Annotated in this window: 24 protein-coding genes and 2 pseudogenes; 14 read left to right on the forward strand and 12 right to left on the reverse strand. The window is 67.7% G+C overall.

Annotated elements, in window-relative coordinates; all coding sequences use genetic code 11:
- Nucleotide 1 precedes the first annotated feature (1 nt).
- The 10 genes from flgK to flgB form a co-directional block, all read right to left on the reverse strand.
- Entirely contained in the window at nucleotides 2–1,330 is a 1,329-nt protein-coding gene (flgK, locus tag IFT55_RS05135) for a flagellar hook-associated protein FlgK (RefSeq protein ID WP_192089784.1), read from the reverse strand.
- A complete protein-coding gene (locus IFT55_RS05140) occupies nucleotides 1,327–1,656 on the reverse strand; it encodes a rod-binding protein (protein ID WP_192089786.1) in 330 nt (109 codons plus the stop codon). The genes flgK and IFT55_RS05140 overlap by 4 nt, the downstream gene beginning before the upstream one ends.
- Nucleotides 1,653–2,744, reverse strand: a complete 1,092-nt coding sequence (locus IFT55_RS05145; RefSeq protein WP_192089788.1) for a flagellar basal body P-ring protein FlgI — start codon at nucleotides 2,742–2,744, stop codon at nucleotides 1,653–1,655. The genes IFT55_RS05140 and IFT55_RS05145 overlap by 4 nt, the downstream gene beginning before the upstream one ends.
- Before the next feature lie 166 nt (nucleotides 2,745–2,910).
- Nucleotides 2,911–3,594, reverse strand: coding sequence for a flagellar basal body L-ring protein FlgH (locus tag IFT55_RS05150; protein ID WP_192089790.1), 684 nt, complete (start codon nucleotides 3,592–3,594; stop codon nucleotides 2,911–2,913).
- A 1-nt stretch (nucleotide 3,595) separates the two neighbouring features.
- Entirely contained in the window at nucleotides 3,596–4,384 is a 789-nt protein-coding gene (flgG, locus tag IFT55_RS05155) for a flagellar basal-body rod protein FlgG (protein WP_192089791.1), read from the reverse strand.
- A gap of 13 nt (nucleotides 4,385–4,397) precedes the next feature.
- Entirely contained in the window at nucleotides 4,398–5,150 is a 753-nt protein-coding gene (locus IFT55_RS05160; protein ID WP_192089792.1) for a flagellar basal body rod protein FlgF, read from the reverse strand.
- Nucleotides 5,151–5,205: 55 nt separating this feature from the next.
- A complete protein-coding gene (locus IFT55_RS05165) occupies nucleotides 5,206–6,489 on the reverse strand; it encodes a flagellar hook protein FlgE (RefSeq protein WP_192089793.1) in 1,284 nt (427 codons plus the stop codon).
- Between the two features lie 54 nt (nucleotides 6,490–6,543).
- Nucleotides 6,544–7,221 (reverse strand): flagellar hook assembly protein FlgD, encoded by a 678-nt coding sequence (locus IFT55_RS05170; RefSeq protein WP_192089794.1) that lies wholly within the window; start codon nucleotides 7,219–7,221, stop codon nucleotides 6,544–6,546.
- Between the two features lie 3 nt (nucleotides 7,222–7,224).
- A complete protein-coding gene (flgC, locus tag IFT55_RS05175; protein ID WP_192089796.1) occupies nucleotides 7,225–7,632 on the reverse strand; it encodes a flagellar basal body rod protein FlgC in 408 nt (135 codons plus the stop codon).
- Between the two features lie 3 nt (nucleotides 7,633–7,635).
- Nucleotides 7,636–7,986 (reverse strand): flagellar basal body rod protein FlgB, encoded by a 351-nt coding sequence (gene flgB, locus IFT55_RS05180; RefSeq protein ID WP_192089798.1) that lies wholly within the window; start codon nucleotides 7,984–7,986, stop codon nucleotides 7,636–7,638.
- Nucleotides 7,987–8,313: 327 nt separating this feature from the next.
- Here flgB and IFT55_RS05185 point away from each other — a divergent pair, with 327 nt between their 5' ends.
- From IFT55_RS05185 to fliA, 8 genes are all read left to right on the forward strand, one after another.
- Entirely contained in the window at nucleotides 8,314–8,967 is a 654-nt protein-coding gene (locus IFT55_RS05185) for a motility protein A (RefSeq protein WP_192089800.1), read from the forward strand.
- The gene (locus IFT55_RS05190) at nucleotides 8,964–9,515 is read left to right on the forward strand and encodes an OmpA family protein (RefSeq protein WP_192089802.1); all 552 of its coding nucleotides are present in this window, start codon (nucleotides 8,964–8,966) and stop codon (nucleotides 9,513–9,515) included. The genes IFT55_RS05185 and IFT55_RS05190 overlap by 4 nt, the downstream gene beginning before the upstream one ends.
- Entirely contained in the window at nucleotides 9,512–10,045 is a 534-nt protein-coding gene (locus tag IFT55_RS05195; protein ID WP_192089804.1) for a flagella basal body P-ring formation protein FlgA, read from the forward strand. Before IFT55_RS05190 ends, IFT55_RS05195 begins: the two co-directional genes overlap by 4 nt.
- An 82-nt stretch (nucleotides 10,046–10,127) precedes the next feature.
- Nucleotides 10,128–10,415 (forward strand): flagellar biosynthesis anti-sigma factor FlgM, encoded by a 288-nt coding sequence (locus IFT55_RS05200; RefSeq protein WP_192089806.1) that lies wholly within the window; start codon nucleotides 10,128–10,130, stop codon nucleotides 10,413–10,415.
- Complete coding sequence (locus tag IFT55_RS05205; protein ID WP_249403611.1) at nucleotides 10,402–10,734, forward strand: flagellar protein FlgN; 333 nt, start codon at nucleotides 10,402–10,404, stop codon at nucleotides 10,732–10,734. The genes IFT55_RS05200 and IFT55_RS05205 overlap by 14 nt, the downstream gene beginning before the upstream one ends.
- Nucleotides 10,735–10,808: 74 nt before the next feature.
- Nucleotides 10,809–11,669: a lytic transglycosylase domain-containing protein gene (locus tag IFT55_RS05210; protein ID WP_192089808.1), complete on the forward strand. Its 861-nt coding sequence runs from the start codon at nucleotides 10,809–10,811 to the stop codon at nucleotides 11,667–11,669.
- Nucleotides 11,669–13,756: a flagellar biosynthesis protein FlhA gene (flhA, locus tag IFT55_RS05215; protein WP_192089810.1), complete on the forward strand. Its 2,088-nt coding sequence runs from the start codon at nucleotides 11,669–11,671 to the stop codon at nucleotides 13,754–13,756. Before IFT55_RS05210 ends, flhA begins: the two co-directional genes overlap by 1 nt.
- A complete protein-coding gene (gene fliA / locus IFT55_RS05220) occupies nucleotides 13,753–14,481 on the forward strand; it encodes an RNA polymerase sigma factor FliA (protein ID WP_192089812.1) in 729 nt (242 codons plus the stop codon). Before flhA ends, fliA begins: the two co-directional genes overlap by 4 nt.
- 544 nt (nucleotides 14,482–15,025) lie before the next feature.
- Here fliA and IFT55_RS17355 read toward each other — a convergent pair.
- Nucleotides 15,026–15,301: pseudogene (locus IFT55_RS17355) on the reverse strand (flagellin); the annotation flags it as partial.
- A 252-nt stretch (nucleotides 15,302–15,553) separates the two neighbouring features.
- A pseudogene (locus IFT55_RS17360) lies at nucleotides 15,554–17,071 on the reverse strand (flagellin N-terminal helical domain-containing protein); the annotation flags it as partial.
- Between the two features lie 186 nt (nucleotides 17,072–17,257).
- Here IFT55_RS17360 and IFT55_RS05230 point away from each other — a divergent pair.
- Genes IFT55_RS05230 through IFT55_RS05255 form a run of 6 tightly spaced genes read left to right on the forward strand, consistent with a single transcriptional unit; the run spans nucleotide 17,258 to nucleotide 23,631 of the window.
- Nucleotides 17,258–18,526: a sigma 54-interacting transcriptional regulator gene (locus IFT55_RS05230; protein ID WP_192089816.1), complete on the forward strand. Its 1,269-nt coding sequence runs from the start codon at nucleotides 17,258–17,260 to the stop codon at nucleotides 18,524–18,526.
- Nucleotides 18,523–18,882: a flagellar hook-basal body complex protein FliE gene (fliE, locus tag IFT55_RS05235; protein ID WP_192089818.1), complete on the forward strand. Its 360-nt coding sequence runs from the start codon at nucleotides 18,523–18,525 to the stop codon at nucleotides 18,880–18,882. The genes IFT55_RS05230 and fliE overlap by 4 nt, the downstream gene beginning before the upstream one ends.
- Nucleotide 18,883: 1 nt before the next feature.
- Nucleotides 18,884–20,563, forward strand: a complete 1,680-nt coding sequence (gene fliF / locus IFT55_RS05240; RefSeq protein ID WP_192089820.1) for a flagellar basal-body MS-ring/collar protein FliF — start codon at nucleotides 18,884–18,886, stop codon at nucleotides 20,561–20,563.
- Entirely contained in the window at nucleotides 20,560–21,567 is a 1,008-nt protein-coding gene (gene fliG / locus IFT55_RS05245; RefSeq protein WP_446740705.1) for a flagellar motor switch protein FliG, read from the forward strand. The genes fliF and fliG overlap by 4 nt, the downstream gene beginning before the upstream one ends.
- On the forward strand, nucleotides 21,560–22,309 hold the full coding sequence (locus tag IFT55_RS05250) for a FliH/SctL family protein (protein WP_192089822.1): 750 nt from the start codon (nucleotides 21,560–21,562) through the stop codon (nucleotides 22,307–22,309). The genes fliG and IFT55_RS05250 overlap by 8 nt, the downstream gene beginning before the upstream one ends.
- Nucleotides 22,303–23,631 carry a FliI/YscN family ATPase gene (locus tag IFT55_RS05255; protein ID WP_192090664.1) on the forward strand — a complete coding sequence of 443 codons (1,329 nt, stop codon included), beginning with the start codon at nucleotides 22,303–22,305 and terminating at the stop codon, nucleotides 23,629–23,631. The genes IFT55_RS05250 and IFT55_RS05255 overlap by 7 nt, the downstream gene beginning before the upstream one ends.
- Nucleotides 23,632–23,672 lie beyond the last annotated feature (41 nt).

A 23,672-nucleotide genomic window follows, 5' to 3' on the forward strand; every position in this document is an offset into this window, starting at 1 on the left:
CCTATCGGATCGCGATCAGCGTATCGATCGTCTCGCGCGCGATCTGGATGACGCGGCTCGACGCCTGATACGCCTGCTGGAAGCGCATCAGGTCGATCGCTTCCTCGTCCAGATTGACCCCGGACGCGGCATCCCGCGCAGCCAGCGCCGAATTGCGGATCGCGCCCTGGGCTTCGGCGATGGTCTTGCGCGCGGATAGTGCGGTGCCGTTGCCGGCCTGCAACGCGATCGTCTGTGCTTCGAAGCGGGCGGTGGTGCGCATCTTCGCCAGCGCGCCCAGATTGCCGTTGTCGCGTGGGCCGGTGCCCGTCGTTGCCGCCGCGATCTTGGCCGAATCGTCCAGCGCTACCGAGAGCGTGCCGTCGTCCGCGACCGCGAACATTTCCGTGCCGGGATCGCCGGCCAGATCCTGGCCGTTGGTCAGCACGGCATTGACGTCGCCGGCAAAATTCGCGGCCAGCGTCCCTGTCGCCGCACGCATGTCGGCGATGCGGGTCGCGCCGTCGGCCATGCCCGCCATCGCGCCCGCCGTCGATTTCAGCACCGAATCGACCCCGGCGCGGCGCACGGCGAAGATCGTCTCACCCTCTTCGTTGCGCGAATAGGAAACGCTCGCTGCCTGTCCGGCATGCACCAGCAGCGGTCCCGACGGCCCGCCGCCGCGCACCGAAACCCGCCCGGCGGGATCGAACGCGACGTCGGCATCGGTCAGCGCGCTCATTTCCTCCAGCAGCCGGTCGCGCTGGTCGAACAACTGCGCCTGACCGGTCGTGCCGGGCGTCGCGCGGCCCAGCGCGTCGTTGATCTTCGCCAGCCCGCCGGCAACATTGTCCAGCTTCGCCGCCGCATCGCGCGCGGTCGTATCGAGATCGGCGGCGGCGGCATCGAGCGCGCGCAGCGTGCCGTTGAACGCCTGCGCGACGCTGCCCGCCGCCTCCAGCATCGCGGCGCGCGGCACTGCCGCCGACGGATCGGCCGACAACGCGGTAGCGGAATTGAAGAAGGCGGTGATGCGTTCGTCGAGCAACTGCCCATTCAGTGAGGTTTCGATCCGGTCGAGCCAGACGATCCCGGCATCGCTGCGCGCCAGATCGGCCCCGGACTGCCGCACCTGCGCCGACCGGAACGCGTCGGCCGAACGAGTGACGCCGTCGACCACCACGCCCTGCCCGCCCGCGCGGCTGGTCGTAGCGCCGCCGACCTCGGCCAGCGACGTCGTGCGCCGGACATAGCCCGGCGTCGCGGCATTCGCGATATTGTCCGATGTCGTGGTCAACGCGGATTGATACGCCCTGACCCCGCTCGCTCCGATCGACAGCAGGTCGCTCATCCAGCTTTCCCTTCATCCGGGATAACGGCAGGCGGCGTCTCAGCTTGAGGAGTATTTTTCGACAGGAACTCGGTCATCGCCTTGCCGATGCCCAGCGGGGTCGTGGTCGCCATGCGTTCGGCAGTCCGCTGGTCCCACATGTCGCGGAACTGGTCGGCCGATTTGCTTTCGAACAGCGTGTCGGCCAATTTGGTCTGACGCATCGATTTCAGCATCATGCCGGTGAACACCGCTTCGAACCGTTCGCCCGCGGCCTTCAGGTTCCTGTCGGTGCCGAGGCGGCTGGTATCTGCGCCGATGCCGGTGACGGGGCCGATCCCGCTCACAGGACCACCAGCTCGGCCTTGAGCGCGCCAGATTCCTTCAACGCTTCGAGGATCGCGACCAGATCGGCCGGCGATGCGCCGATCGCGTTGATCGCCTTCACCACATCGGCCAGTTTCGGGCCGGGCGACAGCAGGAACATTGGCTTCACCTCCTGTTCGACGGTGACGCCGCTGCGCTGTTCGAGCGCGGTTTCGCCGTTGCTCAACGGCGCGGGCTGGACGACGCGCTGATCCTCGTCGATGCGCACGGTCAGCTTGCCGTGGGTCACGGCGGACGGCGCGACGCGCACCGCCGAATTGATGACGACCGTGCCGGTGCGGGCGTTGACGATGACGCGCGCTGCGGTTTCCGCCGCCTCGACCGGCAGGTTCTCGACCTCGCTCATCAGCATCGAGCGCGTGTCGGCGCCCGGCGCAGCGCGCATCGACACCGATACCGCATCGATCGCGGTCGCGGTGCCCGCGCCGAAGCGACGGTTGATCGCGCTGGCGACATTCTGCGCAGTGGTGAAATCGGCCTGCGCGAGGTTGAACGTCAGCGCGGGCGTGGTGGCGAAGCCGGTATCCACGGTGCGTTCGACCGTCGCGCCATCGGGAATACGACCTGCGGACGGGATGTTGACGACGATCTTCGATCCGTCCGCACCCTCCGCGCCCAGCCCGCCGACCGCCAGATTGCCCTGCGCCATCGCATAGATGTTGCCGTCGGCCCCTATCAGCGGCGTCATGACCAGCGCGCCGCCGCGCAACGACTTCGCCTTGCCCATCGATGCGACGGTCACGTCGATCCGCTGGCCGGGCTTGGCGAAGGCGGGCAGTTCGGCGGTAATCATGACGACCGCCGCATTCTTCAACCCCGGATTGGCACCGGGCGGCAGTTGCAACCCCATGCGCGACGTGATCGCCTTCACCGATTGCACGGTATATTCCAGATTGTCGTCACCGGTGCCGGGCAGGCCGACGACGATGCCGTATCCGGTCAGCTGGTTCGACCGGATACCCTGGAACCGGCCCAGATCCTTGACCCGCTCGGCACTGGCCGGGGCGATGAGGAAAAGGGCGGCGAGGAAGGCGAGGATCACACGCATGATGGGTTCCGGGACACCGTTGATTGAACCTTTCCCGTTCATCCTGAGTAGCCATTGAGCCTGTCGAAATGGCGTATCGAAGGACTGCCAGCGTGCTTCGATACGGGCTTTCGACTTCGCTCAATCCCTACTCAGCATGGACGGACGATGGGATAGTTCGGCAGCCTCAGAAAGGACTGACGACCTGGAAGAAGCGGCTGAGCCACCCCTGTCGGCCGGCGCGGGCGACGTCACCCTTGCCGGTATATTCGATGCGGGCGTCGGCGACGCGGGTCGATGCGACGCGGTTGTTTGCGTCGACGTCGGCGGTGCGGACGATGCCCTTGATCGCGACGAATTCATCGCCGCGATTGAGCGTAACGCGCTTGCGCCCCTGCACCAGCATCGTGCCGTTGGGATAGACTTCCGCCACGGTCACCGACACTTCGCCGGACAGTGCATTGGCCTGATCGGCCGATCCGCCGCCGTTGAAATTGCGCTTGCCCGACGCGCGGGCGATGTTCGGATCGAAGGTGATCGGGCCGGCCGACGGCGGCGTGACCGAGAAGCCGCCGCCGCTGTCGAGTTTCGACGCCGCCGATTTGGACGCCGTCGTCCGTTCGACCAGCACGATCGTCAGCGGATCGCCGACGCGCTTCGCCCGCCAGCCTTCGTACAGGGCGGCATAGCCCTGTTCCGCCTGAAAGATCGCGCCGGTAGCGACCGGCGCGACGGGGGGTGCGGGGCGGGTCGCGGTATAATCCTCGGGCGGCAATTTCTTGCCGAACAGGGGGCGCGCGGTTGCCGGGCCGGTTGCCATGCCCAGCACCAGCAGCCCGCAAAGCCACCACAGAGGCGCGCGACAAACCATGTCAGATGTTCTGGTTGACATATTTCAGCATCTCGTCGGTGGCAGAGATCATCTTGGAATTGACCTCGTACGCGCGCTGCGTCTCGATCATGTCGACCAGTTCCTCGACCACGTTGACGTTCGACGCCTCCAGCATCCCCTGCCGCACCTGTCCGCGTCCGTCCTGTCCGGCGATGCCCAGATTGGCCGCGCCGCTGGCGGCGGTTTCGATCAGGTAATTGTCGCCGGTCGCCTGCATCCCCGCCGAGTTGGGGAACGCCGCGATCTGGATCTGGCCCAATGCCTGCGCCTCGTTCTGGCCGGGGACGGTGGCGGAGACGGTGCCGTCGCCGCCGATGGTGATCTGCGTCGCGCCTTCGGGCACGGTCAGGCCGGGCATCACCTGATAGCCTTCGCTGGTGACCAGCAGCCCTTCGGCGCTGCGCGAGAAATTGCCTGCGCGGGTATAGCCGAGACCGCCGCCGGGGAGCTGCACCTGAAAGAAGCCGTCGCCGTCGAGCGCGAGGTCGAGGCTGTTGCCGGTGGTCTGCATCGACCCCTGCGTATCGATCCGCGCCGTGCCCTGTACCCGCACGCCGGTGCCGAGGCTAAGCCCGGTAGCGTAGCGCGATTCCTGCGTCGATTGCGATCCGGCGGCGGTCACGACCTGATAGCTGAGCGTTTCGAACGCCGCGCGGTCGCGCTTGAAGCCGGTCGTGTTGACGTTGGCGAGGTTGTTGGAGATGACCCGCATGCGCATGTTCTGGGCATCCAGCCCGGTACGCGCGATGTGCATTGCCGCATTTGCCATGGTTCTGGACCCCTTATGCCTGGACGCGCATCAGATTGGCGGCGCTTTCGTCCATCGACTTCGCCTCCTTGAGCATGTTCGCCTGTACTTCGTAGCTGCGCTGGTTCTCGATCATGTCGACCAGCGCCTCGGTCAGGTTGACGTTCGACTGTTCGAGCGAACCCGAACGGACCCGCGCCGTCATATCGGACGGCAGGACCCCGCCGCCGACGACCTTCAGCAGATTGTCGAGACCCTTCGCGGTGTTGGTGCCGTTCGCGCTGGCCAGCTTGACCTGCCCCACTTCCTCGGCCGGCGTGCCGGGTGCCGCGCCCTGCGGCACGATCAGCACGCGACCGTCCTCGGCGATCTCGATCGACTGGTGCGGTGGAACGGTGATCGGCCCGGTCGCGCCCATGACGGGGAAATGGTCCCCGGTTTCCAGCACGCCCGCGACCGTGACCTGAAGGTCTCCGCGCCGCGTATAGCCTTCGGTGCCGTCGGATGCCTGGACCGCGATCCATGAATCCGAATGCACCGCGATGTCGAGCGGCCGGCCGGTCGCGACGACGGTGCCCGCGCGCCGGTCGAAGTCGACAACCTCCTCGGCCGCCGGGGACCGCGTCTCGAACTCCTGATTGTTGCCCTTCAGCAGCAGCCGTTCGAAATTGACGCGGTCGGACCGGTACCCGATCGTCGATGCGTTCGCGATGTTGTTCGCGATCGTCGCCTGCGACGACAAATGGGTCTTGAGCCCCGACAATGCGGTATAGACCAACCGGTCCATGGCGTTCTTCCTCCAATGACCCCTGCTTCACAGCAAGGGTCATGCCAGTTCAGGATCAGGAACGGATGTTCAGGATCGATTCCGAAATCTGTCCGGCGGTATCCAGCGCCTTGGCATTCGCCTGGAAACTGCGCTGTGCCGCGATCAGGCCGACCAGCTCTTCGGTGATGTCGACGTTCGATCCTTCGATCATGCCGGACTTGATCGATCCCGACCCGCTGTCGCCCGACGCGCCGGCGACCGGTTGCCCCGACACGCCGGTCGCGCTCCACGTGCTGTCGCCCAGCTGGCGCAGGCCGGCGGGGTTGGCGAACTGGATCAGCGCGACTTGTCCCAGCGTCTTGACCTCGCCGTTGGAATAGCTGGCCTTGACCAGCCCGCGATCGTCCACGGTCACGCCCTGCAATTCGCCGATCGCGATGCCGTCCTGCGTCTGGTTGCCGACGCGGAACGGCGTGGCCTGCGACCCGCTGCCCGCCAGCGAGAGCGTGAGCTGCTGTTCCGCCACGCCGCTGGCGGGCATGAACGAGGCGAAGGTGGTCGTACCCGCCGGTGCGGTCAGCGCGCCCGACGTGTCGAACGTCATGGTGACCGACGGATCGGTGCCCGCCAGCAACGGCTGGTCCCCGATGAAGCTGTACACCGACCATTCGCCCGACAGGTCGGCGGGTGCGCCGGGAACGGTATCGACTGGCGGGGTCGTCCGCTTGAAATAGCTGGTCATCGCCATCGGGTTCCCGCCCGCGTCATAGACGGTGGTCGTGGTCGACTGGTTATAGCTGGTGGCGTCGAACCGGTCGAAGCCCGCCGTCGCCGGCACGCTGGCCTTCGCATTGATGTTCACTGCCAGCGCGACCGCCGTCGTCGCCTTCGCATCGCCCGCCGCCGGAGGCAGGCGAAGATCGGTCAGCGACCCCATGGTCGATCCGATCAGGTTGCCCGATCCGTCGACGCGGTAGATCTGGAGCCGGTTGCCCTGCTTATCGGTCACATACTGGTCGGCATCGACCCGGAACGCGCCGCTGCGGGTATAATTCACCCCGCTGCCGACCCCGGCATTCTTGACCGCGAAGAAGCCGTCGCCCGACACCGCCAGATCGAGTGCGCCCGACGACTGGATCATGCTGCCTTCGCTGAACTGCTGGCGATTGGCCTTCATCACGCTGCCCGACCCGATCATCTGCGTCGGCGAGCGGGTGAAGTTGCTGGCGATGACGTCGGCGAACTCCGCGCGGCTCTTCTTGAAGCCGCTGGTGGCGACGTTGGCGAGGTTGTGGCTGATCGACGCCATGTCGTTCTGCGCGGACTTGAGACCGGAAAGCGAGGTGTAGAAGGACATCGGGTTACTCCAGAAAGACGAAAGGGGTTGGTTTGGAAGATCGGTGGAATCGTTTCAGGCGGCCTGACGGACCGCGTCGGGCGCGACCTGTCCAAGGCCCGCGACGCTGAGCACCGGCGCGCCGCCGGTCAGTGTCACCGAGGTGACGGGTGCCCAGACGAGGTTGCGCGCGGCCACGGGCTTGCCGTCCGCCGCCGATGCGGTCGCGGTGATGGTATAGGGGCCGGCGCCGGCCGCTTCGCCGCCATCGGTGGTGCCGTCCCAGTCATAGGCCACGCTGCCCTTCGGCCGCGCGCCCATTGCGACCTGCCGCACGACATTGCCGCCCGCGTCGGTGATCGTCAGGTCGATCGCGGCGGCGTCGCCGTCGATCTCGACCGCGCCGGTCACGCCGCCGTCGCTGCGCGGATAGGCGGTGCCGCCCGGCGTCAGCACGGTCTTTCCGACCCACGACAGCGCGTCGGACGACGATGTCGCGCCCAGCTTGCCGGCGATCGCCTGCATCGTCGACGTCATTTCGGTGATGCCCGCCAGCGACGAGAACTGCGCCATCTGGGCGACCATCTGGGTATTGTCGACCGGTTCGAACGGGTCCTGATTCTTCATCTGCGCGGTCATCAGCGCAAGGAAGTCCTCCTGCCCCAGCGACCGCTGGCCCAGTTTCGAGGTCGAGGTGGCGTCGGTGCCGGTGCGCTGGATGCCCAGCCCGGCGATCGTGGTTTCATAGCTCAAGGCCTATCGTCCCAGCCGGAGGGTTTCGGTAATCAGCGTCTTGGCGGTCGACATGACCTCGACATTGTTCTGGTAGCCGCGCGCGGCCTCCATCATGTCGACCAGCTCGCGCGATTCATCGACCGCGCTGTCCCACACATTGCCTTCGCCATCGGCCATCGGGTTGCCGGGATCGTAGCGCTTGGTCGGGTTCTCCCCCGCCGTGACGACCTGTGCCACGTCGACCGTGGCAAGGCCGCTGGCCCGGTCGAAACTGGTGCGGAAGACCGGCTTCATCGTGCGATAGGCCGCGTCCTCGGTCGTCGCGACCGCGCTGGCGTTCGCAAGGTTGGACGCGGTGGTGTTCATCCGCACCAGCTGCGCCGACATGGCGCGGCCGGAGACCTGGAAGATGTTGAGCGGTCCCGGCATCGGCTATTCTCCCTTGAGCGCGCGGGTGATGGTCGAGATGCGCCCGTTCAGGAACGCCAGCGTCGTCTGATACGCGACGGCATTCTCGGCGAAGGCGGTCTGTTCGGTGGTCAGCTCGACGGTGTTGCCGTCCATCGAGGGTTGCAGCGGCCGGCGGTACAGCGTGTGTCCGGCGATGGTCGCATCGGCATCGCCGCCACGCTCCACCCCCGCCAGCGCCGCATCGAAGTCGATATCGCGCGCCTTGAAACCCGGCGTCGACACGTTGGCGATGTTCGACGCGAGCAGCCCCATGCGCTGTCCGCGCACCTGCAATGCTGCACCATGTACCCCGAACAGGGAATTTTCGGCCATCGGATCGTCCCGGCGCGCGGAATGCGCGTCGGGTGAGGATCAGCAAGCAGCGTGCCAGTTTGCCGGCGGCGGACGGATTGCGGCGGTTCGGGCGGGTACGAACGTGGCGTGGCGGCCTTCGCCTACCGCCTTCCCGGAGAAGGCGGAGGGCGGAAGGCGGAAGGCGTCGGAAGGGAAAAGAGAGGGAAGGACGGAAGGAAGGGAAGACCTACGAACGCTCGCGAGCGACGGTTCAGCATATCCGCCTACCCGACCCGGCAAGCGGCAACGCCACCCGGCAAGCGATTGCCGCACGCAAACTGGCATCGCCCTTGCAGTACGACCGGCATGACGCCGTTCGAGCTTTCTCCCTATGCCGATCCCGCCGCCGCGCTGTTCGTGGTTGGCGGCACGTTGGTCGCGCTGTTGATCCGCACGCCCTTATCCGACCTTTCCCGCGGCGTACGCGCGATCGGGGCGCTGGGGCGGGCACCCTTCTCCGCCGAACCCTGCCTGACGCAGGTGGCCGCCCTTGCGCGAATCGCGCAGCGCCACGGCGTGGTCCGGCTCGACCGGTCGCGGATCGCCGATCCCGATACCGCCGCCGCGATCGCCGCGATCGTCGACGGCGCGGGGCCGGACGTGGTCGAGACACTGGTGCGGCACCGGATCGATGCCCGCGCCGAACGCCATCTGGCCGCCGCCGACCTGTGGAGCGCGCTGGCCGAGCTGGCCCCCGCGCTGGGGATGGTCGGCACGCTGGTCGGGCTGGTGCGGATGTTCATGGCGATGAGCGATCCCGCCGCGATCGGACAGGCAATGGCGGTCGCGTTGCTGTCGACGCTGTACGGCGCGGTGCTGGCGGCGCTGGTCGGGATGCCGGTGGCGGGACGGTTGCGCCGCCTCGCCCGGATCGAGGCGTTCGAGCGCGCGCGGCTGATCGCGCCGCTGGTCGCGCTGGCACGGCGCGAGCAACCCTATCTGCGCGAGGCCGCGGCATGAGCATGGCGCGGTTCGAAGCGCCGCCCGGACGGCCGCTGTGGCTGACGACGCTGGCCGATCTGGCGCTGCTGCTGGTCGGGTTCTTCGTGTTCCTTCAGGCGACGCAGCGTCTGGACGGACCGGCGATCGCGGCGGGCATCCGCGCAGGGTTCGATGCCGCACCGGTCGCGCCGATGCCGGTCGATTTCGGGATGGTCGGCGGGTTCGCGCCCGGTTCCGCCGCCCTGCCCGCCGATACCGCGCAGGCGGTGGCGTTCGTGACCTCTGCCGCGCGCGATCCGCGTGTCGCGGTGACGCTGGCCGGGGCGACCGATGGCGATGTCGATGCCGCGACCGGCAGCGCCGCGATCCTCGCGACCGATCGCGCCCGCGCCGTCGCCGCGCTGTTGGTGATGCGGGGAGCGGCGCCGGCCGACCGGATCGGCTTCGCCGCACCGCGCACCGGACAGCGCGGCGTCCATATCGATCTTGGCTATGCCGGCGACCGGCAAGCCGTTGCCGTCCGGCAAGCGCCGGTTGCCGCCGACCCGAACGGAGTATCCCGATGATCCGCCCGCTGATCCTTTCGCTCGTCCTTGCGACCTCTGCCGCAGCGCAGGGGTTTCAGAGCACCGCACAACTCGACCGGGCAGTCGCGCAGTTCACCGGCGCGGCGATCGGAACCGAGGGCGGCGCACAGATGCCGGTCGATTCCCGGTTGCGGCTGGCGAGTTGCGCGATGCCGCAGTTCGGATGGCTGTCGGACCGGCAGGACGCGGTCGTCATCCACTGCATGGCCCCGGTGTGGAAGCTGTATGTCCCCATCCGCCGCGCGGTGCCGCGTGCCGTCGTAGCCTCCGCCGCCGTCCCCGCTGCGGTTACGGCAGCGCCCGCCAAGCCCGTGCCGGTGATCCGACGCGGCGATCCGATCATGGTCGAGGCGGGGGCAGCCGGCTTCGCGATTACCCGCGAAGGCACGGCGATGGGTGACGCCCCCGCCGGCGGCCGGCTGCTGGTGCGGGTCGATCCTGCCAAGCCCCCGATCCAGGCGGTGGCGGTAGAGGCGGGGCGCGCGATGCTGCCCGGATTCGAGCGTTGAATGGCAACCGATAATTTTTTCCTAAACAACCCCGCCGCGCGGCCGTTATCTCCCTTGTCAGCAGTTCGCGAAGGACGGGGACATGGTAGATCCGATCGGTACGAAGCCGGTAATGTCAGTGGGGCAGCGCACCATCGCGCGTGCCGAAATGCCGGTACGGCCGATGGCGACGGAGGCCGCGGCGTCGGCCGCCAGTGGTGGCGGCACGACGGTTGCCTCGACCCTGTCGTCGGTGGCGCCGACCGATCCGCAGCGGATCACGATGATCCGTCGCGCGATCGAGGAAGGCCGTTTTCCCCTATCCCCCGCGACGATCGCCGACCGGCTGATCGCGCTGCGCCTCGACTGGACCAGCAATGACAAGGCGTGACGCCCTGATCCACCTGATCGACAGCCTGCATGCGGAGATCGCCGCGTTGCAGACCAGCGATATCGCCGCGCTGGAATGCGCCACCGCCGCCAAGCTGGCCGGTGTCGAAGCCGTCGCCGCGAACGACGACCAGCCGCTGGACGAAGAACTGCGCGGATTGGCGGGCGAGGCACAGCGGCTGAACGAAACCGCGCGGATCTATGTCAACCTGATGGCCGCGAACGTGCGGCGGCGGATCGACCAGCTGGGCGGCGGCGGCTTGCCGGCATACCGGCCGGGAATTGCCGCTGCACCGATGCGGATGGCATATTCCGCCTGACCGGCAACGCCCGACGTAAACTGGCACGCGCCTTGCTGTGACCTTCCCGAACCAGGGAAGAAATGCACAGCACGATGAGTGTCGTTCCAGTCGAAACCAGAAGCTCCGTTCACAGCGCGATCGCCCGTGCGAGTGCGCGGACCGGCGTCGATTTCAACTATCTGCTGGGACAGGCACAGGTCGAAAGCGGCCTGCGGTCCAACGCGCGCGCCGCCACCTCCTCCGCGAGCGGGCTGTACCAGTTCGTCGAACAAAGCTGGCTGGGCGTGGTCAAGGCGCATGGCGGCGAACACGGCATGGCATGGGCGGCCGACAGCATCCGCCAGGGCAGCAACGGCCGTTACCATGTCGCCGACGGTGCGACGCGGCAGGCGATCCTGAACCTGCGCAACGATCCGCAGGCGGCGTCGCTGATGGCCGCCGAACATGCCGCCGATAACAAGGCGTCGCTGGAAGGATCGCTGGGCCGCGAGGCGACGGGCACCGACCTGTACATGGCGCATTTCCTCGGCCTCGGCGGTGCACGCCAGTTCCTGTCGGCAATGGACGCGAGCCCCGACCGGTCGGGCGCGGCGATGTTCCCCGCCGCCGCCCGTGCCAATCGCGGTATCTTTTTCGGCGAAGGCGGTCAGCCGCGCTCGCTGTCGCAAATCTACGACCGGTTCGCCGCGAAACTGGATCGCGGCGCGCAGGCGGTCGGCGGCGCACCGATGCCGACGATGCAGCCCGCCGTGCAGCGCTTCGGCTTCGACGGCGACGTCGTGGTGGGCAGCGAGGCGCAGGGCGGCGACGAGGCATGGCTGGCGACGACGCTGGCCAATCTGAATGTCGTGCGCGGTCCGTCCGCCCCGACCGCGATGGCATCGCTGTATCGCCCGACGCCTGAATCGGCACGGCTGGCCTATTCGATCCTCGCCCGGCTGGGGACCGCCTGATGTTCGCGCAACTCACCAACCCACGCACCCTGCTTCCGGCGCTGCGCAGTTCGGCGCTGCCCGGCGCGATCCTGCTGCTCGTCCTGCTGATGGTCGTGCCGATCCCGGCCTTTCTGCTCGACGTATTCTTCGTCATGAACATCATGATCTCGATCGCGGTGCTGATGGTCGCGCTCAACGCGCAGAAGCCGCTCGACTTCTCCGCCTTTCCGACCGTGCTGCTGTTCGCGACGCTGTTCCGGCTGGGGCTGAACGTCGCGTCGACCCGCGTCGTGCTGGTCCACGGGCACGAGGGCGAGGCGGCGGCGGGCCATGTGATCGAGGCGTTCGGCAGCTTCCTGATCGGCGGCGACTATGTCGTCGGCCTGTTCGTGTTCGCGATCCTGATCATCATCAACATGATCGTCGTGACCAAGGGCGCGGGGCGCGTGTCCGAAGTGTCGGCGCGCTTCACGCTGGACGCGCTGCCGGGCAAGCAGATGGCGATCGACGCCGATCTGAACGCGGGCCTCATCACCCCCGACGATGCCCGGACCAAGCGGATCGAAACCGGGGCCGAAGCCGATTTCTATGGCGCGATGGACGGTTCGTCGAAGTTCGTGAAGGGCGATGCGGTCGCCGGCCTGCTGATCCTTGCCATCAACATCGTCGGCGGGCTGATCCTTGGCGTGGTCAGCCACGGCATGGCGGTGGGCCAGGCGGCGCAGACCTATGTCCTGCTCGCGATCGGCGACGCACTGGTGGCGCAGGTGCCGTCGCTGCTGCTGTCGATCGCCGCCGCCGCGATCGTCACCCGCGTCACGTCCACCTCGCAACAGGATCTGGCGGGGCAGATCGGTTCGCAGTTCGCGTCGCATCGCACATGGGCACCGGTCGCGGGCATCCTTGGCCTGTTGGCGATGCTGCCGGGCATGCCGTTCCTCGTCCTTGCGCCCGCCGCCGGTATTTCGGGCTTCGCGGCATGGAAGCTGAGCAAGGCGAAGACCGCTCCGCCCCCGCCCCCGCCGATGCCCGAACCCACCGACCTGTCGCAGATCGGCTGGGAAGAAGTCAGCGATACGTGCCATGTCATGCTCGACATCGGCTATGGCCTCGTGCCGCTGGTCGACGAGCGCAAGGGTGCGCCGCTGATGGGCCGCATCACCGGGGTGCGCCGCCAGTTGTCGAAGGATCTGGGCTTCGTCGTCCCACAGGTACGGGTACGCGACGACATCAACCTGCCGCCGTTCACCTATCGCATCGTCATCGGCGGCGTGGTGGTGGGCGAGGACGTGGCGTCGGCGACCGAGATGCTGGCGCTCGACACCGGTCAGGCGATCGGGATGCTCGACGGCAAGGCCGCGAAGGACCCGACCTTCGGCCTCGACGCGGTGTGGATCCAGCCCGACGACGCCGACGTGGCGACCGGTTCGGGCTATCTCGTGGTCGATCCCGGCACGGTGATCGCCACCCATCTGAACCACATGCTGCTCCAGAACGCCGCCGACCTGCTGGGGCCGGACGAGGTGCAGGCGCTGCTCGACGGATTGAAGGACCGCGCCGCCAGCCTCGTCGCGTCGCTGTGCCCGCAGCCGCTGTCGCTGACCACGCTGACGCAGGTGCTGCGCGCGCTGTTGTCGGAGAACATCCCGCTGAAGGAATTCCGTCGCATCGCCGCCGCGATCGCGGTGACGGCGCAGCGCACGCTGGACGGCGACGAGATCGTCGAACTGATCCGCCCGCAACTGGGCGCGCTGATCATCCAGAAGCTGTGCGGGGTGCGCGAACCGTTGCGCGTCATGACGCTGGACGGTCAGCTGGAAGCGTTGCTGGGACAGGCGATGCGTGCCGATCCGTCGCGCCGCAACGCGATCGAGCCGGATCTGGGCCGCCGCATCGTCGATGCGCTGAGCCACGCCGCGCAACCGTTGATGGCGGAGGCCAAGCCGTTCGCGCTGGTGGTGCAGCCCGCGATCCGCGTGGCGATCCGCAAGCTGGTACGCACCTGTCTGCCGGACACGCCGGTCCTCAGCTTCTTCGAGGTTCCCGAGGACAAGGCCGTCGAAGTCGTCGCCGTGATCGGCGCACCGGAGGCACTCGCCGCATGAACGCGCCCTTCTTCCCGCCGGTCTATACCCGCACCGCCCGCCCAGGTGGCGACGGCGACGCGCTGATCCGCCGGCATTTGCCGCTGGTCCGCCGCATTGCGTGGCACGTCCACGGCCATATGAGCAGCATGATCGACGTCGAGGATCTGGTGCAGGTCGGGCTGGTCGCGCTGGTCGAGGCGGTCCCGATGTTCGAGGATCGTGGGCAGGTGACGTTCGAACAATATCTGGCGACGCGGCTGCGCGGCGCGATGATCGACGAACTCCGGCGGCAGGCGACGATCAGCCGTGGAGCGATGAAGCGGCGGCGCGACTATGCGAAAGCGGTCGCGGCGCTGACCCACGAACTGGGCCGCGCGCCCCTGCCGGCGGAAATCGCCGACCGGCTGGGCGTACCGATCGGCCGGCTGCGACAGGATTATGCCGACGTGCAGGCACTGCAATTCGATTCGATCGACGAGCTGTATTCGGACGAGGCACCGTGGTTCATGGACGACGGCCCCGATGCGTTCGAGGCGATGGCCGAAGGCGAACTGCGCACCGCGCTGATCGAGGCGATCACCGCGCTGCCCGAACGCGAGGCGCTGGTCATCCAGCTCTATTATGTCGAGGAACTGAACCTGGAAGAGATCGGACAGGTGCTGGGCGTCGGTTCGGCGCGCATCTGCCAGATCAAGAAGGCGGCGCATGAGCGATTGCGCAAAGCGCTGGCCCGACAGGGGTAACATCCTGTCATTGCTATAGAAAGAAGGTCCGGGCGGTGTCGTCCGGGCCTTTTTTCATGGCCAAAGGTCACAAAGGTCACACTCGTGCGCAGTTTGCGGATGCGTGACCGTTCAGGCTGGGTAGCTATCGGGCAGCGAACGACTTCGAGGGTGCTTCGATAGGCGCCTTCGACTTCGCTCAGTCGCACCTCAGCATGAACGGGTATGTGTATCCGTATCGTACCTCGCCGGTTGAAGGTGCAGCGCACAGGCGCGCGATCGACGGTTTCAAAGACAGTCGGGATGGTATCCGATGGCGGCGCTGTAGGAAAGCGCACCGATACCGCGCCTAGAACGACCGTAGGCACACACGCCCGACTCACGCCCGAACCGGCGAACCGGCGAACCGGCGAACCGGCGAACCGGCGAACCGGCGAACCGGCGAACCGGCGAACCGGCACAAAAAACCCCGGCAACCATAAGGTTGCCGGGGATACCCGTTGCCGGGAGTTTGGTCCGGTCCCGCCGCCGCTTCAAGGGGGGGTCGCCGGAACCGGAACTACGGTTAGCCGAGCAGCTTGAGCACGCCCTGCTGCGACTGGTTTGCCTGTGCCAGCATCGCGGTGGATGCCTGGCTCAAGATCTGCGCCCGGGCGAGTGCGGTCGATTCGGCCGAGAAGTCGGCGTCCTCGATGCGGCTGCGGGCTTCCTGAAGGTTCGACGAGGTGGTGGTCAGGTTGTTGACCGTGACCTGCAGCCGGTTCTGCACCGCACCCAGATCGCCGCGCGTCGCCGAAATCTGGTCGAGCGCCGCGTCGATCTTGGCCATGGCGTTGTTCGCGTCATCCACCGTTTCGATCGAAAGCTTCGTACCGGTGGCGGCCGCCGCCGTGCTGCCCTGCTGGGCAAGGCCCATCTTGGTCGCGCCGTCGCCTTCGATACGGACCGACGAACCATCCTTGCTGACCAACTGGAGCGAGCCGGTCGCCGCGTTTCCGACGGTGACGACATTGCCGCCCGCATCCGCCAGTGCCGAAACGCCCGTGCCGACGCCATTCGCGACGGTCACGTTGGCGCCGGACGACGACGTGATGACCAGCTTGCCCTTTTCGTCCGCGCTTGCCGTAACGCCGGCACCCGAACCGTTGATGTCGGTGATGATCGAATCGAGGGTCTTGTTCGCGGTAAGGTTGATCGTCTTGCCGTTCACGGTCATCGTCGAGGTCGCGCCGTAGTTCGCCGGTGCCAGCGTCACGGTGACCTTCGTTTCCGCCGTGGCGGTAACGCCGGTATCGGCGGACTTGGCGTTGATCGCCGCCGCCTTGGCAGCTGCGGACTCATCCGCCGACCCACCGATCGCGATGCCGTTGATCGACAGCTTGTCGCTGGCTTCGAACTTGGAGTTGCTGACGACGGTGCCCTTGATGCCGGTGCCGTCGGCACTGGTCACGTTGAGGCCGAGGTTCTGCAATTCGGTCGCGGTGGTTGCGCCGGCCGTGGCGCTGCTGCTGATCTTGAGGGCGCTGCCGTCGGTGGTGCTGAGCGCGACATAGCCCTGGTTGACCGCGCCGGACGTGAAGCCGGCCTTCGCCGCGCCGCCGGTGCCCGAACCTTCGGTGACGGAGATGCTCTTGCCGGTGTCGTTGGCGAGGACGATCTTGCCGTCCTTGATCGATGCCGTGACGCCACCGACGTCGCGGTTGATGTTCGATACCAGCTGTTCGAGGCTGGTCGCGCCGCCCACGTCGACCGCGGTGCCGCCGTCGACCGAAATCTTCAGGTCGCCGCTGGCCCAGCTGGTGCCGGTCGGGGCCGTGCCCTGGACTTCGTTATATGCCTTGGCCGTCACACCGGTCGCGGTCGTGTTGGCGTTGATGGCGTCGGCCAGGCCAGCCGCACCCTTCGTCGCCACCGGAAGCGTTCCCGTCTTGAACGCTGCGACGCCGTTCAGCAGGACGTCGTCGATGGCGCTGGGAGCCGGGCTGGTATTGACCCGGCCGGTCGTCACCTGACCACCCGTGCCGGCACCGGTCAGGCCAAGGTCGGCAGTCGACGTGCCGGCGAGCGACACGGCGATCGTCTGACCTGCATTGGTGCCGGTCTGGAGCGTCACGCCCTTGGCCGAACCGTCGAGCAGGTTGATGCCGTTGAAGTTCGTGGTCTTCGAAATGTCGTCGATCTGCGCGGTGAGCTGCGATACTTCGGCCTGAAGCGCCTTGCGTTCCGACGCGCCCAGCGTGCCGTTGGCCGACTGGGTCGCCAGTTCCTTCATGCGCTGCAGCATGTTGGTGACTTCGCCCAGCGCGCCTTCGGCGGTCTGCGCCATCGAGATGCCGTCGTTGGCGTTGCGCATCGCGACGTTCATCGACTTGATCTGGCTGGTCATGCGGCTGGCGATCGCCAGGCCGGCGGCGTCGTCCTTCGCCGAATTGATGCGCTTGCCGGTCGACAGGCGTTCCATCGAGGACTTGAGTGCTTCGCTGGCCGACGTGGTGGCGTTGGCTGCGCGCAGCGAGCCGATATTGGTACCGATGACGGTCATGGTAATTTCTCCAGTCTGTATCAGCGCCCCGCATCCCCCCTTTGAAGCGATCGGGAACGAAGCTGCCATCAGGAGTAACGACCGGGTCCCGCCGATATTTAGCGGGAAAAATGCGACGAGTTGCAGCCGGATCGCGGGAACTTTTTCTACGCGCGCGCTGCGTACGCGGAATACAGAGCCAAAATGGCGTCCATTTTACCGGGGGTTAACCAGCGATACGGCAAGAGGGAATCGTTCAGGGAGAATTCGAAACCGATGCGATCGCTCTATCCATCCGCCGCCGTACTGGCCACGCGCTTCACGCTCGTGTCGTCGTTGCGCGCGCAGGGGTTTGCGCTGGCGAATGCCGGGCAGAAGCCGCAGGCCGGCGACGTTTTCCTGGTGATGGAAGGCGAAGTCCCGCCGATCGCACAGCGCACGCTGGTGCTGGCCGACGGACCCGTTTCGGCGACGCCGTTCGCCGCCGGTCGCCCTGCCCGCCTCTCCTATTCGCACAACCACACCGAACTGGGCCACGCATTCGCCGCCGCGCTGCTGCGCGGCCGGCATGAAGCGGTGGCCGCCGATCCCGAAAGCCTTGCGCTCCACGCGCTGGCCCGCCGCGTCGCCGCCGCCGACATCACCGTGCTGGTCAACGGCCCGACCGGCACCGGCAAAGAAGTGCTGGCACGCACCATTCACGCCGAAAGCGACCGCGCCGACGGCCCGTTCGTGGCGATCAACTGCGCCGCGCTGCCCGAAGCGATGCTGGAAGCGATGCTGTTCGGCCATGTGAAGGGCGCGTTCACCGGCGCCGCCGCCGCCGGACAGGGTTTCTTTCGCGCCGCGCATGGCGGCACGCTGCTGCTCGACGAGATCGCCGAACTGCCGCTGCCGTTGCAGGCCAAGCTGCTGCGCGTGTTGCAGGAGCGCGAAGTCGTGCCGATCGGCGCGACCGAGGCGGAGCCGGTCGACGTGCGCATCGTCGCCTGCGCCAATCGCGACCTGCACGACGAGGTCGCGGCGGGGCGGTTCCGCGCCGACCTGTATTACCGGTTGAGCGTGTTCCCGCTGTCGACGCGCGCACTGGCCGACCGGCCGGGCGACGTCCCGGCGCTGGCGGCGGCGATGATCGTGCGCCATGCGGGCGGACGGGCGACACTGCCATGGCTTTCGGACGATGCGCTGGCAGTGCTGGCGCAGCACGACTGGCCGGGCAATGCGCGCGAGCTGGAAAATGTGATCCAGCGCGCGCTGCTGCTGGGCATGGGCGACCGGATCGAGGCGGCGGACATCGTGTTCGACCGGGCACCGGTCGCGGCACGCGCGGCGGAACCGGCGGCGGGGACGCTGACCAACATCGTGCAGATCCACGAGTTCGCGGCGATCCGCCGCACGCTGGAGGAATGCGGCGGCAGCCGCGTCGAAACCGCGAAGCGGCTGGGCATTTCGGAGCGCACGCTGCGCTATCGCCTCGCCAAGGCGCGTGACGCGGGCGAGCCGATGGCCCAGCCGTTGGCCCAGCCGCTCGCGGTGTCGGCATGAGCGGCGTCGGTGGCGTGGGCGGCGCGATGGGCATCGACCGGGTGATGCAGCTTCGCGCGCAGATCCTCGAACGCAATCAGGCGCTGTCCAAGGCGAATATGCAGGTCGCGGCCCCGGCCGCGGAGGCAGCGAAGCCCACCAGCTTCGCCGACACGATGGCCGGCGCGCTGAAGGGTGTGAACGCGCAGCAGAACCGGGCGAGCGAATTGTCGGCGATGTACGAACGCGGCGAGACCGTCGACATCGCCAAGGTGATGATGGCGCGCCAGCAGGCGTCGGTCGGGTTCGAGGCGACGATGCAGGTCAGGAACAAGTTATTGTCCGCGTACAAGGACATCATGAGCATGCCGGTCTGATATGGAAAACGCCCTGACCCCTGTCGGCGGTACGGCCATCGGCCCGACCCGCTTCGCCAACCCGTTGAGCCAGATCGGCGGCATGCTGAAGCAGCCGGCCGTCAAGCGCAGCCTGCCGATGATCTTCATGGTCGGGCTGATCCTGTCCGCCGCGATCGCATGGATGGCGCTGGCCAGCCCGCCGCAGCGCCTGCTGTTCCCGCAATTGCCCGACAGCGACAAGCAGGCGGTGGTCGACGCGCTGGCCGCCGCGAACATCGACAGCGGCGTCGACGATTCGGGCGGCGTGACCGTGGGCGAGGACGATTATCACCGCGCCCGCATCCTGCTGGCCGGGCAGGACCTGCCCAAGGCCGCGCCAGGTGGCTATGCCATCCTCGACCAGTTGCCGATGGGTGTGTCGCGCGCGGTGGAAGGCGAACGGCTGCGTCAGGCACGTGAGACCGAACTGGCGAAGTCGATCGGCGAGATCGAATCGGTGATGGATGCCCGCGTCCATCTGGCCATGCCGGAGTCGTCGGTGTTCGTGCGCGATCATGCGCAGCCTTCGGCATCGGTCATCGTCCGGTTGGAACCCGGCCGCAGCCTGAGCCAGGCGCAGGTGCGGTCGATCGTCAACCTCGTCGCGTCGTCGGTGCCGGGCATGAAGCCCGATCAGGTGACGATCATCGACCAGATGGGCGCGTTGCTGTCCAAACCGAACGACGGCAGCGGCGATGCCGGCGCGACCGATGCGCGGATCGATTATCAGCGGCGGATCGAGGACAAGTATCGCGCACAGCTCAACACGATGCTGACGCCACTGCTGGGCGCGGGCAATTTCAGCGCGGAAATCCAGGCCGATGTCGATCTGGACGAAAGCCAGGCGACGCGCGAAAGCTATGACAAGCAGGGCGTGGTACGCGCCGAACAGGGCAACTGGCAGGGCAATTCGCCCGAGGCGCAGACCCCCGGCGGCATTCCCGGCGCGTTGAGCAACACGCCCCCCGCCCCATCGACGCTGGCGCAGGCCACGCCGGGTCCGGCGGGCGCGACGGTCCAGCCGGGCACCGCGCCCGGCGCGACGCCACCGGTCAAGACGACGGAGAATTTCAGCCGCGCCTATGATCTGGGGAAGGAAGTATCGGTCACGCGGCAGGCACCGGGCGGCATCCGCCGGCTGTCGGTCGCGGTGCTGCTGCGCGAGAACGAAGGCGGCAAGCCGCGATCGATCGCGGAGATCCAGCAGATCAACGATCTGGTGAAGGCCGCCGTCGGCTATAATGCGCAGCGGCAGGATCAGGTGACGGTCATCAGCCGCAGATTCTCCGCATCCGCCACCGATGTCGCGGCGCGGCCATGGTATGACGCCGACTGGGTGCCGATGGCGGCGCGCAACGGCACCGCGCTGGTCATCGCGCTGCTGGTCCTGTTCCTCGGCGTGCGGCCGATGGCCAAGGCGCTGCTGAAGAAGCGCGAGACGCCGGAGACCGCCGGTGCGGCGACGGGCGGCGTCCTTGCCGGACCCGATGGCGACGCCGCCGGAACCGCCGCCGCCCCGCCGCAGGTCAGCATCGAAATGCTGGAAAGCGCACGCAGCTATGACGACCGGGTCGGGCTGGTGCGCGGCTTCACCCGCGACAATCCGGCACGCGCCGCGCTGGCGGTCCGCGACATGATCCAGTCGGACGGCAAATCGTGACCGTACCCGCGCGACTTTATTCGGGCGTCGAGCGCGCCGCCGTATTGATGATGCTGGTCGGCGAGGAGGAAGCCGCCGCGATCCTCCAGAAACTGGAACCGGAGGAAGTGCGTCAACTGGGCAAGGCGATGTTCGCGGTGGCGGACGTCAGCGAGCCGGACGTGCAACTGGTGCTGGACGATTTCGTCGACCGCGCGCGTGAGCGGACGGCGGTCGGGTTCGACCCGCGCCCGCATATCGAAACGATGATGACCCGCGCCCTCGGCCCCGACAAGGCGGAAAGCGTGCTGGCGCGGATCATCCCGCCCGAAGCGGCGTGCGCGATCGACCTGCTCGACTGGCTCGACGCGGGCGAGATCGCCGGCCTGATCAAGGACGAACATCCGCAGATCGCCGCCGTACTGCTCGCCAATCTGGACCCCGGCATCGCCGCACAGGTGCTGGAAAGCCTGCCCGAAGCGATCCAGCCGCAGATCCTGCACCGCATCGCGCGGCTGGGACCGATCACGCCCGAAGCGATCGAGACGCTGAAATCGATGCTGTCGCGGCGGATGGGCGCGCGGCAGTCGTCGGCGGGGCTGCAACTGGGCGGGACCAAGGACGCGGCGCGCATCCTGTCGTCGGGCCGCAAGGCGACCGAGACGCGGGTGATGCCCAAGATCGCGAAGATCGACCGCGATGTGGCCAAGGCGATCGAGGAAGCGCTGTTCGTTTTCGACAACCTGCTGGAGATGGACGACAAGAATCTGGGCGTGCTGATCCGCAACGTCGACAGCGATACGCTGGTCCGCGCGCTGAAGGGCGTGGACGAGCCGGCACGGGCGCGTTTCCTCGGCTGTATGTCGGCACGCGCCGCCGACGGCATCCGCGACGAGATGGAAGCACGCGGGCCGATGAAGCTGACCGAAGTGCTGGACGCGCAAAAGGGCGTCATCACCGTCGCGCGGCAGCTGGCCAAGGACGGCACGATCATGATGGGCGGGGGCGAGGACGATTATGTTTGAGGATCGTGCGTCGTTCGCCGCCGGATCGGGCGATTTCGTCGCGGGCTTCGCCAGCCGCCATGTCGCCGCCGCCGATATCCTGGCGCGCGCATTCGGCACGCCGGTCGGGTTCGCGGCGACCGGCGTGACGCCCGCGCCGCCGTCCGCACCAGTCGACGGGCCGAAGCATTTCCGCCCCGCCGATCCCGATCACAACCCGACCGAGGGCTGGGACCCGTTTTCGGCGGCGCAGACGATGGTCGAACCGGTTTGCGCCGACCCGATCGCGGCGGCGCACGAGGCGGGCTATGCCGAGGGGCTGGCCGCTGCCGGGGCGGAGACGAAACTGACGATGGCGCGCGATCAGGCGTTGCTGGCGCATCTGGCCGACGCGCTGGGCAAGGCGACGCATGTCGACCGCGACGCGATGGCCGACCGGTTGCGCCACACGGTGATGACGCTGGTCCGCCAGTTGGTGGGCGAGATCGGCGTGTCGGCCAATCACCTGTCGCAGCGGATCGACGCCGCCGCCGAACTGCTGGCCGACGGCGCGGAATCGGCGATCCTGCGGATGCATGCCGCCGACCTGCCGCTGGTCGAGGGCAAATTGCCCAAGGCGGTGTTCGCGATCACCGATCCGGCGGTCGAACGGGGCGGCTTCGTCCTTGAATCGGCATCGACGGTGGTCGAGGACGGGCCGTCGCTGTGGCTGGACCAGTTGGGCGCGGCGATCGACCGCGTGCCGGTGCCGCCATCGTGCTGAACCGCTTCGCCGACGAATATCTGGGCGCGCTGGCCCCGAACGGCTTTCGCCCCAAGGCGCGGGTCGCCGGGCGGCTGGCATCCTATGACGGATTGCTGATGGAGGCGGTCGGCCTGTCGCTGCCGGTCGGCACCGTGTGCCAGGTCGATACCGGCGACGGCGGGCATGTCGAGGCGGAAGCGATCGGGTTCCGCAACGGTCGCACGCTGATGATGAACCTCGGCGGTCCCGCCCCGCTGCTTCCCGGCGCGCTGGTGCGGCCGGGCGGCGCACCGGGCGAGGCGGAGGTGGGCGACGCGCTGCTCGGCCGGGTGGTCGATGGCGCGGGCAAGCCGATCGACGGCAAGGGACCGATCCGGGGGGCCGGACGCTGGCCGCTGGCGGGGCGATTGCAGTCGCCGCTGGATCGCGGGCGCGTGCTGGAGCCGATGGACGTCGGCGTACGCGCGATCAACGGGCTGCTGACGATCGGTCAGGGGCAGCGCGTCGGCATCATGGCCGGATCGGGCGTCGGTAAATCGGTGCTGCTGGGCATGATGGTCCGCGCCGCACAGGCCGATGTCGTCGTCGTCGGCCTGATCGGCGAACGCAGCCGCGAAGTGTCGGACTTTCTGGAAACCAAGCTGAAGGGCGATGCCCGCCAGCGATCGGTGGTCGTCGCTGTGCCCGCGAACCATTCGCCCGTGCTGCGCATTCGGGGCGCGTTGCGCGCCACCGCGATCGCGGAGCATTTCCGCGAACAGGGGCGCAAGGTGCTGCTGATCCTCGATTCGCTGACGCGCGTGGCGCATGCCGGGCGCGAGATCGGTCTGGCGCTGGGCGAACCGGCATCGGCGCGCGGCTATCCGCCATCGGCGATCGCGATGCTGCCGGGCCTGATCGAGCGGGCGGGCACGTGCGTGCGCACCGGCGGATCGATCACCGCCATCTATACCGTGCTGGCCGATGGCGACGACAATTCGGACCCGGTGGTCGATTCGGCGCGGTCGATCCTCGACGGGCATATCGTGCTCAGCCGGCAACTGGCGGAGCGCGGCGTATATCCCGCGATCGACCTGGGACCGTCGGTCAGCCGGGTGATGACCGATATCGCGGAGCGTCCGCACCTTGCCGCCGCGCGGGTGCTGCGCCGCCATCTGGCGACGTACGAGGAAAATCGCGATCTGGTGCTGATGGGCGCGTATCGCCCCGGCACCGATGCCGCGATCGACAACGCGCTGGCCGCGCATCCGGCGGTGATGGAGTTCATCAAGCAGGACGCCGACGAGATCGTGTCGCTGCCCGATGCGGTGTCCGAACTGGTCGGGGTGTTCGGTGGGTAGCGCGCTGGACCTGCTCCCGGCCAGCCGGGGCCGGGAACGGC

It is taken from the genome of Sphingomonas sp. CFBP 13720, assembly GCF_014842075.1.
Classification (GTDB): domain Bacteria; phylum Pseudomonadota; class Alphaproteobacteria; order Sphingomonadales; family Sphingomonadaceae; genus Sphingomonas.

What these genes read in the sequence shown, in the direction of transcription:
- flgK (WP_192089784.1), bottom strand. Translation starts at nt 1,330, where the DNA reads ATGAGCGACCTGCTGTCGATCGGAGCGAGCGGGGTCAGGGCGTATCAA.
- IFT55_RS05145 (WP_192089788.1), bottom strand. Translation starts at nt 2,744, where the DNA reads ATGCGTGTGATCCTCGCCTTCCTCGCCGCCCTTTTCCTCATCGCCCCG.
- IFT55_RS05150 (WP_192089790.1), bottom strand. Translation starts at nt 3,594, where the DNA reads ATGGTTTGTCGCGCGCCTCTGTGGTGGCTTTGCGGGCTGCTGGTGCTG.
- flgG (WP_192089791.1), bottom strand. Translation starts at nt 4,384, where the DNA reads ATGGCAAATGCGGCAATGCACATCGCGCGTACCGGGCTGGATGCCCAG.
- IFT55_RS05160 (WP_192089792.1), bottom strand. Translation starts at nt 5,150, where the DNA reads ATGGACCGGTTGGTCTATACCGCATTGTCGGGGCTCAAGACCCATTTG.
- IFT55_RS05165 (WP_192089793.1), bottom strand. Translation starts at nt 6,489, where the DNA reads ATGTCCTTCTACACCTCGCTTTCCGGTCTCAAGTCCGCGCAGAACGAC.
- flgC (WP_192089796.1), bottom strand. Translation starts at nt 7,632, where the DNA reads ATGCCGGGACCGCTCAACATCTTCCAGGTCTCCGGCCGCGCCATGTCG.
- flgB (WP_192089798.1), bottom strand. Translation starts at nt 7,986, where the DNA reads ATGGCCGAAAATTCCCTGTTCGGGGTACATGGTGCAGCATTGCAGGTG.
- IFT55_RS05185 (WP_192089800.1), top strand. Translation starts at nt 8,314, where the DNA reads ATGACGCCGTTCGAGCTTTCTCCCTATGCCGATCCCGCCGCCGCGCTG.
- IFT55_RS05190 (WP_192089802.1), top strand. Translation starts at nt 8,964, where the DNA reads ATGAGCATGGCGCGGTTCGAAGCGCCGCCCGGACGGCCGCTGTGGCTG.
- IFT55_RS05195 (WP_192089804.1), top strand. Translation starts at nt 9,512, where the DNA reads ATGATCCGCCCGCTGATCCTTTCGCTCGTCCTTGCGACCTCTGCCGCA.
- IFT55_RS05200 (WP_192089806.1), top strand. Translation starts at nt 10,128, where the DNA reads ATGGTAGATCCGATCGGTACGAAGCCGGTAATGTCAGTGGGGCAGCGC.
- IFT55_RS05205 (WP_249403611.1), top strand. Translation starts at nt 10,402, where the DNA reads ATGACAAGGCGTGACGCCCTGATCCACCTGATCGACAGCCTGCATGCG.
- IFT55_RS05210 (WP_192089808.1), top strand. Translation starts at nt 10,809, where the DNA reads ATGAGTGTCGTTCCAGTCGAAACCAGAAGCTCCGTTCACAGCGCGATC.
- flhA (WP_192089810.1), top strand. Translation starts at nt 11,669, where the DNA reads ATGTTCGCGCAACTCACCAACCCACGCACCCTGCTTCCGGCGCTGCGC.
- fliA (WP_192089812.1), top strand. Translation starts at nt 13,753, where the DNA reads ATGAACGCGCCCTTCTTCCCGCCGGTCTATACCCGCACCGCCCGCCCA.
- IFT55_RS05230 (WP_192089816.1), top strand. Translation starts at nt 17,258, where the DNA reads ATGCGATCGCTCTATCCATCCGCCGCCGTACTGGCCACGCGCTTCACG.
- fliE (WP_192089818.1), top strand. Translation starts at nt 18,523, where the DNA reads ATGAGCGGCGTCGGTGGCGTGGGCGGCGCGATGGGCATCGACCGGGTG.
- fliF (WP_192089820.1), top strand. Translation starts at nt 18,884, where the DNA reads ATGGAAAACGCCCTGACCCCTGTCGGCGGTACGGCCATCGGCCCGACC.
- IFT55_RS05250 (WP_192089822.1), top strand. Translation starts at nt 21,560, where the DNA reads ATGTTTGAGGATCGTGCGTCGTTCGCCGCCGGATCGGGCGATTTCGTC.